This is a genomic window from Limimonas halophila (genome assembly GCF_900100655.1).
In the GTDB taxonomy this organism is placed as follows: domain Bacteria; phylum Pseudomonadota; class Alphaproteobacteria; order Kiloniellales; family Rhodovibrionaceae; genus Limimonas; species Limimonas halophila.
In genome coordinates this window covers 1-17,819 of the sequence record NZ_FNCE01000005.1, presented here as the reverse complement: position 1 = coordinate 17,819, position 17,819 = coordinate 1, and the positions used below count along the sequence as shown (strand labels likewise).

The window sequence follows — 17,819 nt, the reverse complement described above, 5'->3', positions numbered from 1 at the left end:
TGACTGCATCATTGGACCCGGCCGGCCGGTGGGACGGGACCGCGGCCGGACGGCCGGAAAGGATCGCGGCGATGTTCGACAGCCTGCAAGAGCGGCTGGGCACAGTCTTCGAGGGCCTCAAGGGCCGCGGCGCACTGTCCGAGAAGGACGTGGACCAGGCGCTGCGCGAGGTGCGTCTGGCGCTGCTGGAGGCCGACGTCGCCCTGCCCGTGGTCAAGCAGTTCGTCGCCGACGTGCGCGAGCGCGCCGTCGGGCAGGAGGTGACGAAGTCGGTCACGCCGGGCCAGCAGGTCGTGAAGATCGTCCACGACCGCCTGACCGAGATGCTGGGCGGCGAACACGCCGAGATCGAGCTCACCACCGAGCCGCCGACGCCCATCATGCTCGTCGGCCTCCAGGGCTCGGGCAAGACGACCTCCACGGCCAAGCTCGCCAAGTACTTCCAGGACAAGCAGCGCAAGAAGGTCCTGATGGCCTCGCTGGACGTGCGCCGGCCCGCCGCCCAGGACCAGCTGCGCACGCTGGGCGCGCAGATCGGCGTCACCGTGCTGGAAAACGTCCAGGGCGAGCCGCCCAAGGCCATCGCCAAGCGCGCCAAGCGCGAGGCCACGCTCCAGGGCTACGACATCGTCCTGCTGGACACCGCCGGCCGGCTCGCCATCGACGACGAGCTGATGAACGAGATCGTCGAGGTGCGCGACGCCGCCGAGCCCGCCGAGACGCTGCTCGTCGCCGATTCCATGACCGGTCAGGACGCCGTCACCACCGCCCAGAAGTTCCACGAGGGCGTGGGCGTCACCGGCATCGTCCTCACCCGCGTGGACGGTGATGCGCGCGGCGGCGCGGCCCTGTCCATGCGCGCGGTCACCGGCCAGCCCATCAAGATGATGGGCACGGGCGAAAAGGTGGACGCGCTGGAGCCCTTCCACCCCGAGCGCATCGCCAACCGCATCCTGGGCATGGGCGACGTCGTCTCGCTCGTGGAAAAGGCCCAGGAGACGGTCGAGGAGGAGCAGGCCGAAAAGCTCCGCAAGAAGGTTCAGAAGGGCAAGTTCGACCTGGACGACCTCGCCCAGCAGTACCGCCAGCTCCAGAAGATGGGCGGCATGCAGGCGCTCATGAAGATGCTTCCCGGCATGGGCCAGCTGGGCAAGCAGATGAAGAACCTGGAAAGCATGGTCGACGAGAAGTCGGTCAACCGGCAGATCGCCATGATCCAGTCCATGACCGAGCAGGAGCGCAAGCGGCCCGAGATCATCAAGGCCTCGCGCAAACGCCGCATTGCCGCCGGCTCCGGCATGACCGTCCAGGACGTGAACAAGCTGCTCAAGCAGCACCAGGAAGCCCAGAAGATGATGAAGCGCGCCAGCAAGCAGAGCAAAAAAGGCGCGAAGGGCGGCATGCCCGACATGAGCGACATGCCCGGTGGCATGCCGGGCGCTGGCGGCGGCATGCCCGGCGGGGGCGGCCTCCCCGGTGGGGGCGGCATGCCCGGCGGCGGGCTGCCCGGAACCGGCGGCGGCATGCCCAGCGGCCTGCCCGGCACCGGCAAGCCGGGGCGCGGGCGTGGGCGCAAGCGCTGACCCGCTTCCCACACCACGCAATCACGAGACGACGCCTCTTCGACGACGACCCAGCGAGCAAGGGAGAAACACACATGGCGCTGGCGATTCGCCTGATGCGCAAGGGCGCCAAGAAGCGGCCCTTCTACCGCATCGTGGTGGCCGAGAAGGACGCCCCCCGCGACGGGCGCTTCGTGGACCAGATCGGCTTCTACAACCCGATGGTCCCGCCGGATCACCCCGAGCGCTACAAGATCCACAGCGAGCGCGCGACGCAGTGGCTCAACAACGGCGCCAAGCCGACGGACCGTGTGCACCGCCTGCTGGAGAAGGAGGAGCTGATCACCCCGCGCTCCATCCCGCAGCAGACGCGCAACCACATCCCCAAGGCCGAGCGCCCGCGCAAGGGCCGCGGCACCGGTCGCAGCGGCAGCCGCGCGTAGCTTGGAAGCTACCGGCGTCTGTCTGCCGACACCGGCGTCGGTCGCGACCGGGTGGTGTCGCTCCCGCGCGGTGTTTTCGGACCCCGGCGCGAGAGGCTTCGAAGCTACCGGCGCCCGTCTGCCGACACCGGCGTCGGTCGCGGCCGGGTGGTGTCGCTCCCACGCGGTGTTTGCGGACTCCGGCGTGGGTAGCTTGGAAGCTACCGGCGCCCGTCTGCCGGCACCGGCGTCGGTCGCGGCCGGGTGGTGTCGCTCCCACGCGATGCCGGCGTAGCGGTGGCCCGACGAGGTGACGCCATGCCCGATGAGCCCAACACAGACCAGCGGGTCTGCCTGGGCGTGGTCGTGGGCGCGCACGGCGTGCGCGGCAGCGTCCGCATCAAGCCCTTCACCGGCGAGCCCGAAGCCGTCGGCGCCTACGGGCCCGTCACGGACGAATCGGGGCGGCACCGCTACGAGCTGACCGTCCACGGCACGCACAAGGGCACGGTGCTCGCGGGAATCGCCGGGGTGCGGGACCGCGACGCCGCGCTCGCCCTCAAGGGCACGCGGCTCTACGTGGACCGCGCCAAGCTGCCGGAGCCGGCGGAGGACGATACCTTCTACCACGCGGACCTCATCGGGCTGCCGGTGGAAGACACGGCCGGCCGATCGCTGGGCACCGTCGCCGCGGTCCACGACCACGGCGCCGGCGACATCCTGGAGATCGCGGGGCCGGACGGCGCCGCCCGCCTCCTGCCCTTCACCCGGGACGTCGTGCCCACGGTGGACATCGCGGGCGGGCGCATCGTCGCCGACCCGCCGGTGGAAACCGAAAGCCCCGGCGGCGCGGACACGGCCGAGGACGAAGAGACGGCGTGACCGGGGCCGACCCCCCCCGGCGGACGGAGCGTGGATGACGGCGCAGAGCCAGCCCTGGACGGCGACGGTCCTCACCCTCTTCCCGGAGGTCTTTCCGGGTCCGCTCGGGGTGAGCCTGGCCGGCAAGGCGCTGGAGCGCGGGATCTGGCACCTGGATGCCCTGGACATCCGCGCGCACGCGTACGATAAACACGGCTCCGTTGACAGCCCGCCGCTGGGCGGGGGCGCCGGGATGGTCATGCGCCCGGACGTCGTCGACGCGGCCCTCGCGTCCGTCGCGGACCGGCCCGGCCCGGTCGTCTACCTCTCGCCGCGCGGACGCGTGCTCGACCAGAGCGTCGTGCGCGAGCTGGCCGGCGAGCCGGGGCTGACGCTGCTGTGCGGGCGCTACGAGGGCGTCGACGAACGCGTGCTGGAGGCCCGCAACGTCGCCGAGCTGTCGGTCGGAGACGTCGTGCTCTCCGGCGGCGAGGTGGCGGCCATGCTGGTCCTCGACGCCGTCGTGCGGCTGCTGCCGGGCGTCATGGGCAACGCCGAAAGCGGCGCGGACGAGAGTTTCGAGAGCGGGCTGCTGGAGCACCCGCACTACACCCGTCCGGCGGAGTGGCAGGGGCGCCGCGCCCCCAACGTGCTGCTCTCCGGACACCACGCGCGCATCCGCCAGTGGCGCCGCGACCAGGCGGAGCGCATCACCAAGGCGCGGCGACCCGACCTCTGGGCGCGCTACGTCGGGCAAACGGACCACGAGCCTGAGGACGACGAGCGATGAAACCGATCATCCAGGAGCTCGAAGCCGAAGAGCGCGAGCGCCAGACCCAGAACAAGGACATCCCCAGCTTCGGGGCTGGCGATACCGTGCGCGTGAACGTGCGCGTCGTTGAGGGGAACCGCGAGCGCGTCCAGGCGTTCGACGGCACCGTGCTGGCGTTCAAGCAGCGCGGGATCAACTCCTCCTTCCGCGTGCGCAAGTACAGCTTCGGCGAGGGCGTCGAGCGCGTCTTCCCGCTGTACTCGCCGAACATCGACTCCATCCAGGTGCTCAAGCGCGGCGACGTCCGCCGGGCGAAGCTGTACTACCTGCGCAACCGCAAGGGGAAGTCGGCCCGCATCCCCGAAAAGGTCACGGGCGACGTCGCCAAGCAGCGCGCGGCCGCGAGCACCAGCGCCAAGGGCCGGCGCAGCAACAAGAAGCGCAAGACCCCGGCCCAGAACCAGGGCTGACCCCCACCTCTGGGCGTGCGCGATGCGTGCGTGGTTGGCGCCGGCCGGTGAAACACCCGGCCGGCGTTCGCGCATGTCCACCCGCCGCGCGCGGGTGTTGTTCGGGCGCGCGCCGATCCCAGATCGTGTGATACCCCTGGGACCGGCGCGGCGGTGAAAAGGAGCCTTTCGATGAGCAAGCCCCGGACGCTGTTCGACAAGATCTGGGACGAGCACGTGGTCGAGCGGAAGGACGACGGCACCTGCCTGCTCTACATCGACCGCCACCTCGTCCACGAGGTCACGAGTCCGCAGGCGTTCGAGGGGCTCCGGCTCAACAACCGCGCCGTCCGCCGCCCCGACGCGACCCTGGCGGTGTGCGACCACAACGTCCCCACCTATAACCGCGCCCAGGGCATCGCGGAGGAAGACAGCCGCGTCCAGGTGGAGACGCTGGAGCAGAACTGCCGCGACTTCGGCGTCGAGATGTACGGCATGGACGACCCGCGCCAGGGCATCGTCCACATCATCGGCCCCGAGCAGGGCATGACCCAGCCGGGCATGACCATCGTCTGCGGCGACTCCCACACCGCCACGCACGGCGCGTTCGGCGCCCTGGCCTTCGGCATCGGCACCAGCGAGGTCGAGCACGTGCTCGCCACGCAGACGCTGCTGATGAAGCCGGCCAAGAACATGCGCATCACCGTGGACGGCAAGCGCCCCGAGGGCACCACCGCCAAGGACCTGATCCTGGCCATCATCGCCAAGATCGGCACCGCCGGTGGCACCGGGCACGTCATCGAGTATGCCGGCGAGGCCGTGCGCGAGCTCTCCATGGCCGGGCGCATGACCATCTGCAACATGTCCATCGAGGCGGGCGCCCGCGCCGGCATGATCGCGCCCGACGAGACCACCTTCGAGTACATCAAGGGCCGCCCCTACGCCCCCAAGGCCGGGCAGTGGGAGCAGGCCGTGCAGTACTGGCGCTCCCTGCCCTCCGACCCCGGCGCCGAATACGACACCGAGGTCGTCCTGCACGCCGACGAGATCGCGCCGCAGGTCTCCTGGGGCACCTCGCCGCAGGACGTCGTGCCGGTCACGGGCGCCGTGCCGGACCCGGCCGACGCGCCCGACGAAAGCCGCCGGCGCTCGATCGCGCGCTCGCTGGACTACATGGGCATCACGCCGGGCACGCCCATGCAGGACCTGAAGCTGGACAAGGTCTTCATCGGCTCCTGCACCAACGCCCGCATCGAGGATCTGCGCGAGGTCGCCAAGGTCGCCAAGGGCCGCACGGTCGCCGACGGCGTGCACGCCATGATCGTTCCCGGCTCCGGCCTCGTGCGCGAGCAGGCCGAGGAAGAGGGCCTGGACCGCATCTTCACCGAGGCCGGCTTCGAGTGGCGCGAGCCCGGCTGCTCCATGTGCCTGGCCATGAACTCCGACCGCCTGGAGCCCGGCGAGCGCTGCGCCTCCACCTCGAACCGCAACTTCGAGGGCCGCCAGGGCCGCGGCGGACGCACCCACCTCATGTCCCCCGCCATGGCCGCCGCCGCCGCCATCACCGGCCACATCACCGATGTGCGCGAGATGGTCCAAGAAGCTGAGCAAACAAAGCTTGTTTGATCGCACCAGTCAGGCAGGTGGACGCCCGAGAAAATTCGCCGTTTGCGTCAATCTTGGGGACGGTGCCACGACTGGTAGGGCCGATTAGACTAGTAGGGCGGATTAGCCGCGCAAGCGGCAATCCGCCAAACTGACTGGCAGTTTGACCCCGTCAGTCAGTCGACCGGACGCCTTCCAAACGAGATGTTTGCGTCCGTCTTGGGAAAGGTGCCCGGCCCCCGCCGACACCGGCCTACGCCGGTCCCCTTTGCGCACCCGTGCAACCTGCCCCTAGACTGACGGCAGCTTGCACGAGGATGCCATGACCGAGCCCGTGAGCCTGACGCCCGAAACCTACCTGGAAGCCCAGCGCGCGGCGGAGCCGACCCGCCATTTGGCCGTCATCGCATCCGTGCGCGAGGGCCTTCCCATCGCCCTGGTCGAAGAAACCGCCGAGCGGCTCGGGCTGTCCTTCAAGGCATTGACGCACCTGGGCATCCTGGCGCCGCGCACGGCGGCACACAGCAAGCGTACGGGCCGTTTGAGCCCGGCGCAGTCCGACCGCGTCACACGCTTTTTCCGGGTGTTTCAGCACGCCGTCGGCACCTTCGGCGACAGCACCCGCGCCCACACCTGGATGACGCGCCCCTCGCGCGCGCTCGGCGAGCAGCGCCCGGTGAACCTCTTCGACACCGACGAGGGCGTGCGCCTGGTCGAAGACCTGCTGAACCGGATCGATCACGGCCTCGCGGCATGACCCTGCCGACAAGCGGGTGGCGGCTGGCGCGGGCGAAGCACGCCGATACTCCGCGTTCGCTCCCGGCTGGTCGAAGAGGCCTCGAACCTCTTGCTGAATCCGCGCCATCCGGCGGCCGGCGTCCTTGAGGAACCCGCGACGCGCCCCTTCAGCTTCGATCCACGCCTGTTCGGGTGACGCCGCGAGCCGCTCCTGACGCTTGCACAGCCCCCACCACCCGGCGCTCCAAACGCGCGCGCCCCGTGACTGGACCGCGACCACGCGGACCGATCACGCTTGACCGGCGGACTGGCACGCGCCACATTCCGGCACACGACGTAGGGGCCGGACACGGTCCGTCGCCGCAACGCCGGCCAAAGCAGCGACGCGCTGGCGGCGGACGGCAGCAGGATTTTCCACGCAAGCGGCGACCTGAGGCGTCGACGAGCGGACGTTCGGCGCGGGAACAGCCCGCGCACGCGGCGTCCGTTTTTTTGTTCCGCAAACCTGCCCTCGGGGGCGCGGCACAACACGAGCCCCGGGTCCATGCGGCCCGGACTTCTGGTTCATCTGCTGGTCCAGGGGGGTGCACGATGCACACGGACGACACCCTCACACTGGGGATGGACTCGGAAGCTTTTCCGAGCGACGCCCAGGCGACGGTTTCCACCCTTCCGCAGGCCGAGCGCACGGGGCCCGATGCGGGCGAGCTGCGTGCGGACAGCCCCGATCATTTCGTTGTTCAAAACGGCGAGTGCTTCGCTGGCCGCCACCTCATCATCGATGTGTGGGACGCCCACGGCATCGACGACGTGGACCACGTGCGGACCACCCTCGAACGCGCCGCGCGCGAGGCCGGCGCCACGCTCTTGCACACGCACTTCCACCACTTCACGCCCAACGGCGGCGTGACCGGCGTGGCCGTGCTGGCGGAGTCGCACATCTCCATCCACAGCTGGCCGGAACGCGGCTACGCGGCGCTGGACGTCTTCATGTGCGGCGACAGTGAGCCCGAGCGGGCGGTCGAGGTGCTGCGCGAGGCCTTCACGCCCCACCGCCTGGACGTGCAGGAGCACGTGCGCGGGCGCATGCCCGCCGACGCCTGACGCACCCGCACAAACCGGCCCGCAGGCATGCCCCGGCGAATCGTCAGCCTGGTGCCCAACGCCACGGAAATCGTGGCGGCGCTGGGCTGCGGCGACCGGCTCGTGGGGCGGTCGCACGAATGCGACCATCCCCCACACGTGGCCGGGCTGCCCGCCGTCACCAGCGCCCGCATCGACAGCAGCGCGGCCAGCGCCGAAATCGATGCGCAGGTGAAACGAACCCTGGGCGACGCCCTCAGCCTCTACGACCTGGACCGGGGGCTGCTGGCGGACCTGCGGCCGGACCTCGTGCTGACGCAGGACCGGTGTGACGTCTGCGCGGTGTCGCTGGCGGACGTGGAAGCGGCCGTGGCCGAGCTGACCGGCGGGGCGCGGCTGCTCTCCCTGGCCCCGGCGCGGCTGGCGGACGTCTGGCGCGACGTTGAGCGCGTCGCCGAGGCGATCGGCGTCCCGGCGGCGGGCGCGGAACTGGCGCAGGCCCTGGCCCGGCGGGTCGAGGCGGTGCGCATGGCCACGGCCGGCCGCCCGCGCCCGCGCGTGGCGGCGCTGGAGTGGCTGGACCCGCTCATGGCCGGCGGCCACTGGGTGCCGGAGCTGATCGCGGCGGCCGGCGGCACGGACGTCTTCAACACCCCGGGCGCGCCCGCCTTCTTCATCTCGCCCGACGACCTGGCGGCGGCCGATCCCGACGTCATCGTCGCCATGCCCTGCGGCTTCGCCCGCGAGCGCGTGGACGCGGAGCTGGCGGCCCTGACCCATCAGCCGTGGTGGACCCGGCTGCGCGCCGTGCGCACGGGGCGCGTGCACGCCGTGGACGCCAACGCCCTGTTCAGCCGCCCCGGCCCGCGCCTGGCGGACTCGGCCGAACACCTCGCCGCGCACCTGCACCCCGAGGTGATGGGCCAACAGGCGTAACACACGCCCGCCACACGATGCGCACGGGGTCGCCGCTTGCCGGGGATGCCCGCAAGCCGCTATGCCCTGCCGACACGAAACCTTTGGGGAGAGCCTTCGTGCGCACGCTGTTGCGGCGGTCCATCCCCGCGCTCATTGTCCTGCTCACCCTCGCGACCGCGCTCCCGGTCACCGCGCAGACGCCGCAGCTGCCCGACTTCGTGGCCGACGCCGGCCGGGAAAGCGAGCAAACCGGCAGCGCGCAGGAGACCGTCAGCCGCAAAGACCTGGAAGCGCTGGCGGAGACGCTGCGCGATCCGGCGGCGCGGGAACGCTTCCTGCGGCGGCTGGACACCCTCCTCGCCGCCCAGCAGGAGACGGGCGGCGACGAGGAAGAGCCGGTCGCCAAGCGCGCGGCCAGAAGCCTCGTGGCCTCGGCCCGCGAGACGCTCAACGACCGCCTGAACGCCGCCGGCACGGCGTTGAGCGAGTTCGCCGCCGAGATCGGCCGCATCCCGGCCGCGATCGACCGCTTTCAGGCCGGTATGGCGAACCCGGCCGCCCGCAACACGTGGCTGCGCCTGGCCGGGCGGCTGGCAATCGTGCTGCTGGCGGGATTCGCCATCGAAGCCGTCGTCGCCTGGCTGCTGCGGCCGCAGTGCGAGCGTCTGCGCGCCCACGTGCGCCCCACGGCCGGCGCCCGCACCGCCATGGCCTTCCTGCGCATGCTCATGCGCGCGGCGCCCGTGGCCGCGTTCGGGATGGTGGCGCTGAGCGTGGTGCAGCTGCTGCGGTTCGGAATCGTGGCCGAGATGGTCGCGTTGCTCCTGATCCAGGCGTGGATGGCGGCGCGCGGACTGATGATCGTGGGGCGCTTCGTCCTCGCCCCGCAGACGCCGGAACTGCGCCCCCTGCCGTTGAGCGACGCCATGGCCGGCCACCTGACGCGCTGGCTGCGGCGGCTGGGCGGCACAGCGATCATCGGCTTCATGGGACTGGAGGCCCTGGACCAACTGGGGCTGGCGACGAGCGCGTACCACGTGCTCCAGCGCCTGCTGGCGCTCGGCCTGGCGGTGGCGCTGATCGTCTTCTTCACGCAGATGCGCACCCACGTCGCGCGCTGGCTGCGCGGTCCCGCGCACGAGCCGCGCGTGCGGTCGCCGGGCATGCGCGCGCTGGCGGAGGTCTGGCACCTGGTGGCAGCGGTCTTCATCGTCGCCGTCTACGCGGTGTGGGCGCTGGAAATTCCGGGCGGCTTCCGCTTCCTGGCCGAGGCGGGGACGCTCACGATCATCACCCTGATCGCCGTGCGCGTCCTTCAGATCGGCCTCGACCGCGGCCTCAAACGCTGCCTGCACATCGGCGAGGAGATGCGCCGCGCCCGCCCCAGCCTGGAGCCGGCGGCGAACCGCTTCCTCCCCGCGCTGCGGCGGGTCCTCGGGTGGCTGGTCAACATCGCCGCGGTCCTCGTCATCCTTCACGTCTGGGGTGCAGGGACGCTGGACTGGCTGACGTCGAGCCTGGGCCGAGAGGTCATCCTCACCGTCCTGGCGGTGGTCCTCACGGCGACCGCGGCGTTCGCGGTGTGGGAGGGAATCGACGCCGTCATCGCCCGGCGGCTGGCGCGCAGCCGCGAACGCGACGACCCGCGCCAGCGCGCCCGCATGGAGACGCTGCTGCCGCTGGCGCGCAACGTCATCCGCGGCGTCGTCATCCTCGTGGCGGCGATCCTGGTACTGCCGGAGCTGGGCCTGAACATCGGCCCGTTGCTGGCCGGCGCGGGCGTGATCGGCGTGGCCATCGGCTTCGGCGCGCAGACGCTGGTGAAGGACGTCATCACGGGCGTCTTCATCCTGGCGGAGAACAGCCTGGCCGTGGGCGACTGGGTGGAAATCGGCGGCCACAGCGGCGAGGTGCAGGCGCTCACGATCCGCACGGTCTCGTTGCGGGATCTCAACGGCTACGTCCACGTCGTGCCCTTCAACGAGGTCACGAGCGTGCTGAACATGACGCGCGACCACGGCTACGCGCTGGCCGACCTCCCCGTGGGCTACCGGGAGGACGTCAACGCCGTCACCGCCATCCTGGAGGACATCGGGGAGGAGCTGCGCACCGACGCCGAGTGGGGACCGCTGATCCTGGGGCCCATGGAGATCTTCGGGCTGGAGCGCATGACCGAGGCCGGGATGGAGGTGCGCGTGCGCATGAAGACCCGGCCCTTGATGCACTGGGCCGTGCGGCGGGAGATCCTGCGCCGCGCCAAGGCGCGCTTCGACGCCGCGGGCATCACGCTGGGCGTGCCCCACCGCACCCTCGCCTTCACCCAGGATCACGAAGGCAAGGCCGCGCCCGCCCGCGTGCGCCTTGAGGGGGAAAGCACGGGCGAGGCGCCGGAAGCGCGCGCGGCCCAGCCGAGGCGTTCGCGCCCGGCCGCCGTCGCCTATCCGGGCGAGGGCGAGAGCTGACCGCGCCCGCTCAACGGATCCCCAGCATCTTGTGCGTTTGCAGGCTGAGCCGCCACTGCGGGTTGGCCATGCAGTAGGCCACGGCGGCCTCGGTGTTGGCCTGAAGCTCGGGCCCGTCCATGGGCTGCAGGTAGAAGTACCGGAAAGCGAGGTCGGCGTACGCCTCGGGCGGTGCCCCGTGCTGCGGGTAGATCAGCTTCAGTTCGTCGCCTTCGGTCAAGGTCAGCGGCGCGCCCGCCTTGGGGCTCATGCACACCCAGTCCACCCCGGCGGGCGGGACGCGCGTGCCGTTGGTCTCGATCGCCACGGCGAAGCCGCGCGCGTGGAACGCGGCCACCGCCGCCGCGTCCAGTTGCAGCAGCGGCTCTCCGCCCGTGCAGACGACAAAGGGCGCGCCCTGCTCGTTCGGCCATTTGTCGGCCACCGCCTCCGCCAGCGCGTCGGCGTCGCGGAACTTGCCGCCGCCGGGGCCGTCCGTGCCCACGAAGTCGGTGTCGCAGAACTGGCAGACGGCGTGCGCGCGGTCACGCTCCAGCCCGGACCACAAGTTGCAGCCCGCGAATCGGCAGAACACTGCCGGCCGGCCGGCGTGCGCGCCCTCGCCCTGCAGGGTGTAGAAGATTTCCTTGGCGCTATACGCCATCCGTCGCCTCGCCCGCGCGGTAGCGCCGCCAGCCCTCGGCGCGCAGCTCGCACGCCGGGCAGGTGCCGCAGCCGTAGCCCCAGGCATGTTCCACGGAGCGGTCGCCGCGGTAGCAGGTGTGCGTGCGCACGCGGATCGTCTCCACCAGCTCGCCGCCGCCGAGCTGCTCCGCCAGCGCCCAGGTGGCGGCCTTGTCGCGCCACATCAGCGGGGTGTGCAGCACGAAGCGCGCCGCCATGCCCAGGTTCAGCGCCACCTGCATGGCCTTCACGGTGTCGTCGCGGCAGTCCGGGTAGCCGGAGTAGTCCGTCTCGCACATGCCGCCGACGAGGTGGCGCAGCCCGCGCCGGTAGCCCAGGGCCGCCGCGTAGGTCAGGAAGATCAAGTTGCGCCCCGGCACGAAGGTGCTGGGCAGGCCGTCGTCCGCCATCTCGATGGCGCGCTCGCTGGTCAGCGCGCTCTCAGCGACCTGCGCCAGCCCGGATGCCTCCACGAGGTGGTCTTCACCAAGGGTCCCGGCATCGGCGTCGAGGCTCGCCGGCACCGCCGCTCGGACATCCTCGCGGCAGCGCATTTCCACGTCGTGGCGCTGGCCGTAGGCGAAGCCGACCGTTTCCACGTGCGCAAACCGCGTCAGGGCCCACGCCAGGCAGGTGGCACTGTCCTGGCCGCCGGAAAACAGCAGCAGCGCCGCGTCATCGCGCATCCGGGCCTCCCGTTCGCTCGCCCCGTCCCGGTCATATTCCCGTGAGCGCCATTGTGCCACCCGTCCGCTTGGGCAGACTGGTCTCAGCCGCCATCGGGAAACCACACACCACGGTCGCTCTCATGTCCGCGCTGGACTGCATCGGCTATTTCCTGGTTCTCACGCCGCTCGGCGCCTTCATGTGCGCCGTCACGGCGCCGATGGTGACGGAGCATGCCGGGATCGCCCACCGCGCGCTGGGCGGCATCGTCTGCGTGACCGGCGGGCTTCTCGTGCTGTGCGGGATCCTGCTGCTCCTCGCCGGCCTGAGCCGGGTTCCCGCCTGACCCGTCGCGGCGGCCGGCCGGGCATGCCGTCAGGACGCGGCCTCGACGGTGTCCCGCACGCCCACGACGCGCGACGGCGGCAGGTGGATGCGCACCGTCGTGCCCTCGCCCGGCGTGCTGTCCACGCTCACCGACCCGTCGTGCAGCTCCGCCAGCTCCTTCACCAGCGTCAGCCCCAGCCCCGTGCCCTCGGCCTTGCGGCGATGGCGATCCGCATTGACCTGCTCGAAGGGCCGGAAGGCGCGGGCGATCTGGTCGCGCGACATACCCGGCCCGGTGTCGCGCACGCCGATCTCCACGCCCCCGTCCCTGCTTCGCGTGGCGTAGGCGGTGACACGCTCGCCCTCCGGCGTGAACTTGAGCGCGTTGGCGAGCAGATTGACCAGGATCTGCTTGATCGCCCGGTGATCGGCCCAGACCCGGGGCAGCCCCGCCGGCGCGTCCACCTCCAGGTCCACGGTGCGCGCTTCCTGCCGCCCGCGCACCAGCCGCAGCGAGGCGTGCAGCAGATCCGACGGCGCCAGCTCCGTTTCCTGCAGCGTGTAGCGCCCGGCCTCGACCTTGGAGATGTCCAAGATGTCGTTGATCAGCGCCAGGAGGTGTTGGCCGCTGACATGGATGTCCTCGCAGTACTCGCGGAACTGGGCGCTGCTTTCGTCCGGAAAAGCTTGATCGCGCAACAGTTCGGAGAAACCGATGATGGCGTTGAGCGGTGTCCGCAGTTCGTGACTGACGTTGGCCAGGAACTCGCTCTTGGCGCGGTTGGCCGCCTCCAGCTCCATGTTCTGGCGCTCCAGGCGCTCCTGCGTCGCGCGCAGCTCGGAGATGTCCGTCAGCGAAGCGTAACGGCACACCGCGCCGCTCGTGCGCTCCCCGAGGTCCGCGATCTTGAGCAGCATCGGCCGCGGCGCGCCGTCCGCGTCCTCGGCGACGACCTCGCCCTCGCCCACACCCTCGCGCACCAGCTCGCCCAGGCTGCGCAGCGTCTCCTCCTCGGGCAGGCGAGCGCGTGGCAGGCCGTCGGCGGCCATGGCGTCGAAGCTGTCCGCGCCGACGAAGCTGCGCGCCGCGGCGTTGGCGTACACCGGCCGGTCGTGGGCGTCGTAGGCGACGATGGCGTCGCTGGTCTGGTCGGCCAGCGCGTGCATGAACGCCAGATCCTCTCGGTGCGTGCGCGCGACGTGGCGCAGCAGGTCGCGCACCGCACGCCCGACGTCGCGCCATTCGTCGTTGCCGGCCTCGACGCGGAGCGAATCGGCGTGCTCGGGATCGGCCATTGCGCGCTGAAGCCGGTCGCGCAGCCGCAGCATGGGAGCCAATGCCGTGCGCCCGACCACGGCCATCGTGGCGGCGCACACCGTCAGCGAGATGAGCAACACCAACCCGGCGATGCGCCAGACGAAGGCGTGCAGCTCGGTCTCGATCCAGCCCGCTTGCAGCCGCGCGACGACGCCGTACCCGGTGACGTTGAGCTCTTCCGGCGGGTAGTAGACCAGCAGGGAGCGCCCCCCGTCCGTCCACGCCGGGCCGTCGCGCAGCGCGTCCGGCAGGGTCTTCGGCGCGTCGCCGAAGCGGCCCAGTTCCGCGCCCTCGGGCGTGAGCAGCCGCCCGCCCTGCACCGGCGTCGCGCCGGGCAGCCGCTTGCCCGCTTGCAGCACGCTGTGCACGTGCGGCTCGCTTCGCCCGTCGGCGACGGGCGACAGCAACGCGGTGAGCGCCGCCTGCCCGCCGTGCCGCGCCCGGGCCACGAGATCCGAGCGGTAGTCGAAGTAGGACGGTACCAGGATGACGGCTTCGACCAGCAGGATGCTGAGGAACACCACGGCGGCGACGCGCCAGCACAGCCGGCAGCGCAGGGATGCGCTCAAGCGGGTCAACAGGTGCCGGAACGCCGGCATGGAGCCTCACACGGCTGCACAACAGTTGCGAAACATGGTGGCAGTCTCCACCACAGCGCATAAACCGGTGTTCCGGCAAGGTGGCCGGCGGCTCAAATTTCCGTGATTTTTGGTAAAACTTGGCTTTTTAGAGGAAGTGCCGCAGCGCAGCGATGGCGGCGGCCCGGGGATGGCCCCGAACAGCAAACGGCCCGGGCGGCGCGAGCCGTCCGGGCCGTCGGGTCCGACCGCGCCGCGTGGGCGCCGGCGTCATTCCTGCATGATGCCCAGGATCTGCAGGACGTTGATGAACATGACCATGAAGGTCGTGTACAGCTCGAAGGCGCCGAAGATGGACTTGCTGGCCGCCACGTCGCCCGAATCGCCGGCGTCGTAGCGGTTCTTCACCTCCTGCGTCTGATACGCGGTCATGCCGGCCATGATCAGCACGACGGCGCCGGAGAACAGGAGCGAGAACAGCGAGCCCGTGGTGAAGAAGAAGCTGACGATCATCACCACGATCATCCCCATCAGCGCCATGGCGCAGAAGGTGCCGACCGGGCCCAGATCCTTCTTCGTGGTGTAGCCGAACAGGCTCAGCCCCGCGAAGGCGCCGGTCGTGATGAAGAACGCCCGGGGCACCAGCCACGGATCCATCGAGAGGTACTGCATCAGCACGGGCGCGAGGAAGAGCCCCCAAAGCCCGGCGTAGGTCCAGAAGCAGATCTGCGCCGCGCCCACCGACTTGCTGGCGATGATGCGCGGGCCGAAGAAGCTCAGCCCCAGGATGCCGATGAACCACAGCAGCATCAGGCTGGCGACGGTCTGGAAGATGGCCGGGCTCGACAGCGTCAGGAGCGAGACCGCGCCCGTGAACGCCACGCCCAGCGCCATGTAGTTGTAGACGCGCAGCATGTAGTTGCGCAGCCCGACGTCGACCTGTGCGGCCTCCGCCTGCGCGCGCGTCATCGTGCGGCGATCAGGGCTCTCTGCCATGTTTGTCCGTTCCCTTCCGGTCAGCGGTGATTCACGCACGCGTCCGGCACACCGGCCCGCGCTGAGAACCTCTGCCATCAAATATTCGCGCTCCAACGCCGGAGTTCAAGCGCAAACGGTTTGATTCAAGGAATTGCCACACGGTACCCGGTTGTGTCGATGTCCGCCAGCGGCGCGGCGCGCGCCCGTGACGCGGCTTTGGCGGGCTTTGCGCCCGCCCGCGCATGTGCAAGCCTCCGCGCGCAACAGCAAAGGGGAGCAGCCGATGGAGTACCGCCCGCTCGGCCGCACCGGGCTGCGCGTGAGCGCGCTGTGCCTGGGCACGATGACCTGGGGCACGCAGAACACGCGCGACGAGGCCTTCGAGCAGATGGACTACGCCCTGGAGCGCGGGATCAACTTTGTCGACACGGCGGAGATGTATCCCACGCCCTACCAGGACGAGCTGCACGGCCGCACCGAGGAAATCATCGGCGCGTGGCTGAAGGCGCGCGGCACGCGCGACAAGATCGTGCTCGCCTCCAAGGCGCTCGGCCCCGGCCAGCGCTTCGCCCACGTCCGCGGCGGCCCGCGCTTCACGCGCGAAAACCTGGAAAACGCCGTGGACGCCAGCCTGCGCCGGTTGGGCACGGACGCCATCGACCTCTACCAGCTGCACTGGCCCGAGCGGCCGTCCAACTACTTCGGCAAGCTGGGCTTCGACTTCACCGCCGACGGCCAGTGGACGCCGCTGGAAGACACCCTGGAAGCGCTGGACGCGATCCAGCGCAGCGGCAAGATCAAGCACGTCGGCGTGTCCAACGAAACGCCGTGGGGCGTGATGCGCTACCTGGCCCTCGCCGAACAGGGCGGCGGACCGCGCATCGCCAGCATCCAGAACCCCTACAGCCTGCTGAACCGCAGCTTCGAGGCCGGCAACGCCGAGATCGCCATCCGCGAGGACTGCGGCCTGCTGGCCTACGCGCCGCTGGCCGCCGGGATGCTCACCGGCAAGTACCTGCACGGCGCGGAGCCGCCGGACGCGCGGCTGACGCTCTACCCGCAGAACTCGCGCTACCGCAAGCCGCAGGGCCTGAAGGCCACGGAAGCCTACGTCGACGCCGCGCGCCGCCACGGCCTCGACCCGGCGCAGATGGCGATCCGCTACGTCGTCTCGCGGCCCTTCACCACCGCCGCCATCATCGGCGCCACCAAGATGTCCCAGCTCAAGGCCGACATCGACGCCCACGACGTCACGCTGTCCGAGGAGCTGCTGGCCGAGCTGGAGGACATCCACCGCGTCTACACCTACCCCTGCCCGTAAAAGCGGCGATGCTTGCCGCGGCGGCCGTGGATGGTTACATCCCTGCCGCCAGTCATCAGCGGAGGTCCGGCATCATGGAGCCCTTCACGCGTCTGACCGCGACGGCGGTGCCGTTGGGGATGGACAACGTCGACACCGACATGATCATCCCCAAGCAGTTCCTGAAGACGATCAAGCGCACCGGCCTGTCGCGCGGGCTCTTCTACGACCTGCGCTTCGACGACAACGGCGATCCGGTCGACTTCGTCCTCGACCGACCCGAGTACCAGGGCGCGCAGATCCTGATCGCCGGCGACAACTTCGGCTGCGGCTCGTCGCGCGAGCACGCCCCCTGGGCGCTGCTGGACCACGGCATCCGCTGCATCATCGCCGAAAGCTTCGCCGACATCTTTTACGGCAACTGCTTCAAGAACGGTATCCTGCCCATCACCCTGCCCGTCGAGCAGGTGCGCCACCTGCGCGCCCTCGCCGAACGCGGCGACGGGGGCCGCTTCACCGTGGATCTGGACGCCCAGACCGTCACCGATCCCGAGGTCGGGACCTACGGTTTCGAGATCGAGCCCTTCCGCAAGCACTGCCTCTACAACGGGCTCGACGACATCGCGCTGACGCTGGAAAACGACGCCGCCATCACGGCCTTCGAGGAGCAGGACAAGCAGCGCCGCCCGTGGCTGTTCTAAACACAGGCGTGTTAGCGCGCCGTCGGCGCGCGAGCTGAAGCTGTTAATCGCACCTGTCACTCGACACCGGCGTCGCGCTGAGGTGAATGGGTCTCTCAAGCTCGCACGGGCGTCGGGCTTCGGATTGGCGTAAACACGAGGGTGTTTAACCCCCTCTGACATTCGACACCGGCGTCTCGCTGAAGCGAATGGGTCTCTCACGAACTTTTGGCGGTTCGATCGCATCTGGCTCTGGAGACCAGCATCGCGCCGGGATGATACGAGTGGACATGGAGATAGAATCATAAGAGTGAAGTTTGAGCCGCCTCATCTCCGTAGGAAGCTGCGGCATCGGCGGGTTGGTCCTTTCTCCTTTCAGGAGAAAGACAGAATGAGGCCATATACCAAAATCAATATACCTCCACAGCCGCTGGTAT

Annotated in this window: 17 protein-coding genes and 1 pseudogene; 14 read left to right on the top strand and 4 right to left on the bottom strand. The window is 70.2% G+C overall.

All coding sequences use genetic code 11. The annotated features are described in order from the left end of the window. Nucleotides 1–71 precede the first annotated feature (71 nt). The 11 genes and pseudogenes from ffh to BLQ43_RS07905 all read left to right on the top strand — a co-directional run bounded on the left by ffh (nt 72) and on the right by BLQ43_RS07905 (nt 10,872). Entirely contained in the window at nt 72–1,583 is a 1,512-nt protein-coding gene (gene ffh, locus BLQ43_RS07950) for a signal recognition particle protein (RefSeq protein ID WP_090019612.1), read from the top strand. 74 nt (nt 1,584–1,657) lie between these two features. Further along, nucleotides 1,658–2,005 (top strand): 30S ribosomal protein S16, encoded by a 348-nt coding sequence (rpsP, locus tag BLQ43_RS14740; protein WP_218119157.1) that lies wholly within the window; start codon nt 1,658–1,660, stop codon nt 2,003–2,005. A gap of 297 nt (nt 2,006–2,302) precedes the next feature. Next, complete coding sequence (gene rimM / locus BLQ43_RS07940) at nt 2,303–2,866, top strand: ribosome maturation factor RimM (protein ID WP_090019611.1); 564 nt, start codon at nt 2,303–2,305, stop codon at nt 2,864–2,866. A gap of 34 nt (nt 2,867–2,900) precedes the next feature. Then, on the top strand, nt 2,901–3,635 hold the full coding sequence (gene trmD / locus BLQ43_RS07935) for a tRNA (guanosine(37)-N1)-methyltransferase TrmD (RefSeq protein ID WP_090019610.1): 735 nt from the start codon (nt 2,901–2,903) through the stop codon (nt 3,633–3,635). After that, the gene (gene rplS, locus BLQ43_RS07930; protein ID WP_090019609.1) at nt 3,632–4,087 is read left to right on the top strand and encodes a 50S ribosomal protein L19; all 456 of its coding nucleotides are present in this window, start codon (nt 3,632–3,634) and stop codon (nt 4,085–4,087) included. Before trmD ends, rplS begins: the two co-directional genes overlap by 4 nt. Before the next feature lie 171 nt (nt 4,088–4,258). After that, complete coding sequence (leuC, locus tag BLQ43_RS07925) at nt 4,259–5,692, top strand: 3-isopropylmalate dehydratase large subunit (protein WP_090019608.1); 1,434 nt, start codon at nt 4,259–4,261, stop codon at nt 5,690–5,692. Nucleotides 5,693–5,993: 301 nt separating this feature from the next. Then, a complete protein-coding gene (locus tag BLQ43_RS07920) occupies nt 5,994–6,428 on the top strand; it encodes an Xre family toxin-antitoxin system antitoxin (protein ID WP_090019607.1) in 435 nt (144 codons plus the stop codon). 12 nt (nt 6,429–6,440) lie between these two features. Beyond that, a pseudogene (locus BLQ43_RS14910) lies at nt 6,441–6,605 on the top strand (RES family NAD+ phosphorylase); the annotation flags it as partial. A 395-nt stretch (nt 6,606–7,000) separates the two neighbouring features. Further along, nucleotides 7,001–7,513 carry an adenosylmethionine decarboxylase gene (gene speD / locus BLQ43_RS07915; RefSeq protein ID WP_245659511.1) on the top strand — a complete coding sequence of 171 codons (513 nt, stop codon included), beginning with the start codon at nt 7,001–7,003 and terminating at the stop codon, nt 7,511–7,513. A gap of 27 nt (nt 7,514–7,540) precedes the next feature. Next, entirely contained in the window at nt 7,541–8,428 is an 888-nt protein-coding gene (locus BLQ43_RS07910) for a cobalamin-binding protein (protein ID WP_090019606.1), read from the top strand. 98 nt (nt 8,429–8,526) lie between these two features. Continuing rightward, nucleotides 8,527–10,872: a mechanosensitive ion channel domain-containing protein gene (locus BLQ43_RS07905; protein WP_176758580.1), complete on the top strand. Its 2,346-nt coding sequence runs from the start codon at nt 8,527–8,529 to the stop codon at nt 10,870–10,872. Between the two features lie 10 nt (nt 10,873–10,882). On the opposite strand, the gene queE is transcribed toward BLQ43_RS07905, so the two are convergent. Then, nucleotides 10,883–11,515, bottom strand: coding sequence for a 7-carboxy-7-deazaguanine synthase (queE, locus tag BLQ43_RS07900; RefSeq protein WP_090019604.1), 633 nt, complete (start codon nt 11,513–11,515; stop codon nt 10,883–10,885). Then, the gene (gene queC / locus BLQ43_RS07895; RefSeq protein ID WP_090019603.1) at nt 11,505–12,221 is read right to left on the bottom strand and encodes a 7-cyano-7-deazaguanine synthase QueC; all 717 of its coding nucleotides are present in this window, start codon (nt 12,219–12,221) and stop codon (nt 11,505–11,507) included. Before queC ends, queE begins: the two co-directional genes overlap by 11 nt. 122 nt (nt 12,222–12,343) lie before the next feature. Between queC and BLQ43_RS07890 the strand changes: the two genes are divergently transcribed. Beyond that, on the top strand, nt 12,344–12,547 hold the full coding sequence (locus BLQ43_RS07890) for a hypothetical protein (protein WP_090019602.1): 204 nt from the start codon (nt 12,344–12,346) through the stop codon (nt 12,545–12,547). Nucleotides 12,548–12,576: 29 nt separating this feature from the next. On the opposite strand, the gene BLQ43_RS07885 is transcribed toward BLQ43_RS07890, so the two are convergent. Next, entirely contained in the window at nt 12,577–14,445 is a 1,869-nt protein-coding gene (locus tag BLQ43_RS07885) for a sensor histidine kinase (RefSeq protein WP_090019601.1), read from the bottom strand. Nucleotides 14,446–14,694: 249 nt separating this feature from the next. Continuing rightward, nucleotides 14,695–15,420 (bottom strand): Bax inhibitor-1/YccA family protein, encoded by a 726-nt coding sequence (locus BLQ43_RS07880; protein ID WP_176758579.1) that lies wholly within the window; start codon nt 15,418–15,420, stop codon nt 14,695–14,697. A gap of 265 nt (nt 15,421–15,685) precedes the next feature. On the opposite strand from BLQ43_RS07880, the gene BLQ43_RS07875 reads away from it, so the two are divergent. After that, nucleotides 15,686–16,723: an NADP(H)-dependent aldo-keto reductase gene (locus BLQ43_RS07875; RefSeq protein WP_090019869.1), complete on the top strand. Its 1,038-nt coding sequence runs from the start codon at nt 15,686–15,688 to the stop codon at nt 16,721–16,723. A 74-nt stretch (nt 16,724–16,797) separates the two neighbouring features. Beyond that, nucleotides 16,798–17,403, top strand: a complete 606-nt coding sequence (gene leuD, locus BLQ43_RS07870; RefSeq protein ID WP_090019599.1) for a 3-isopropylmalate dehydratase small subunit — start codon at nt 16,798–16,800, stop codon at nt 17,401–17,403. Nucleotides 17,404–17,819: the final 416 nt, after the last annotated feature.

Excerpts from the sequence above, each read along its gene's own strand:
- rplS (WP_090019609.1), top strand. The coding sequence starts at position 3,632 with ATGAAACCGATCATCCAGGAGCTCGAAGCCGAAGAGCGCGAGCGCCAG.
- queE (WP_090019604.1), bottom strand. The coding sequence starts at position 11,515 with ATGGCGTATAGCGCCAAGGAAATCTTCTACACCCTGCAGGGCGAGGGC.
- rpsP (WP_218119157.1), top strand. The coding sequence starts at position 1,658 with ATGGCGCTGGCGATTCGCCTGATGCGCAAGGGCGCCAAGAAGCGGCCC.
- BLQ43_RS07910 (WP_090019606.1), top strand. The coding sequence starts at position 7,541 with ATGCCCCGGCGAATCGTCAGCCTGGTGCCCAACGCCACGGAAATCGTG.
- trmD (WP_090019610.1), top strand. The coding sequence starts at position 2,901 with ATGACGGCGCAGAGCCAGCCCTGGACGGCGACGGTCCTCACCCTCTTC.
- leuC (WP_090019608.1), top strand. The coding sequence starts at position 4,259 with ATGAGCAAGCCCCGGACGCTGTTCGACAAGATCTGGGACGAGCACGTG.
- speD (WP_245659511.1), top strand. The coding sequence starts at position 7,001 with ATGCACACGGACGACACCCTCACACTGGGGATGGACTCGGAAGCTTTT.
- BLQ43_RS07880 (WP_176758579.1), bottom strand. The coding sequence starts at position 15,420 with ATGGCAGAGAGCCCTGATCGCCGCACGATGACGCGCGCGCAGGCGGAG.
- rimM (WP_090019611.1), top strand. The coding sequence starts at position 2,303 with ATGCCCGATGAGCCCAACACAGACCAGCGGGTCTGCCTGGGCGTGGTC.
- BLQ43_RS07875 (WP_090019869.1), top strand. The coding sequence starts at position 15,686 with ATGGAGTACCGCCCGCTCGGCCGCACCGGGCTGCGCGTGAGCGCGCTG.
- ffh (WP_090019612.1), top strand. The coding sequence starts at position 72 with ATGTTCGACAGCCTGCAAGAGCGGCTGGGCACAGTCTTCGAGGGCCTC.
- BLQ43_RS07920 (WP_090019607.1), top strand. The coding sequence starts at position 5,994 with ATGACCGAGCCCGTGAGCCTGACGCCCGAAACCTACCTGGAAGCCCAG.
- BLQ43_RS07890 (WP_090019602.1), top strand. The coding sequence starts at position 12,344 with ATGTCCGCGCTGGACTGCATCGGCTATTTCCTGGTTCTCACGCCGCTC.
- queC (WP_090019603.1), bottom strand. The coding sequence starts at position 12,221 with ATGCGCGATGACGCGGCGCTGCTGCTGTTTTCCGGCGGCCAGGACAGT.
- leuD (WP_090019599.1), top strand. The coding sequence starts at position 16,798 with ATGGAGCCCTTCACGCGTCTGACCGCGACGGCGGTGCCGTTGGGGATG.
- BLQ43_RS07885 (WP_090019601.1), bottom strand. The coding sequence starts at position 14,445 with ATGCCGGCGTTCCGGCACCTGTTGACCCGCTTGAGCGCATCCCTGCGC.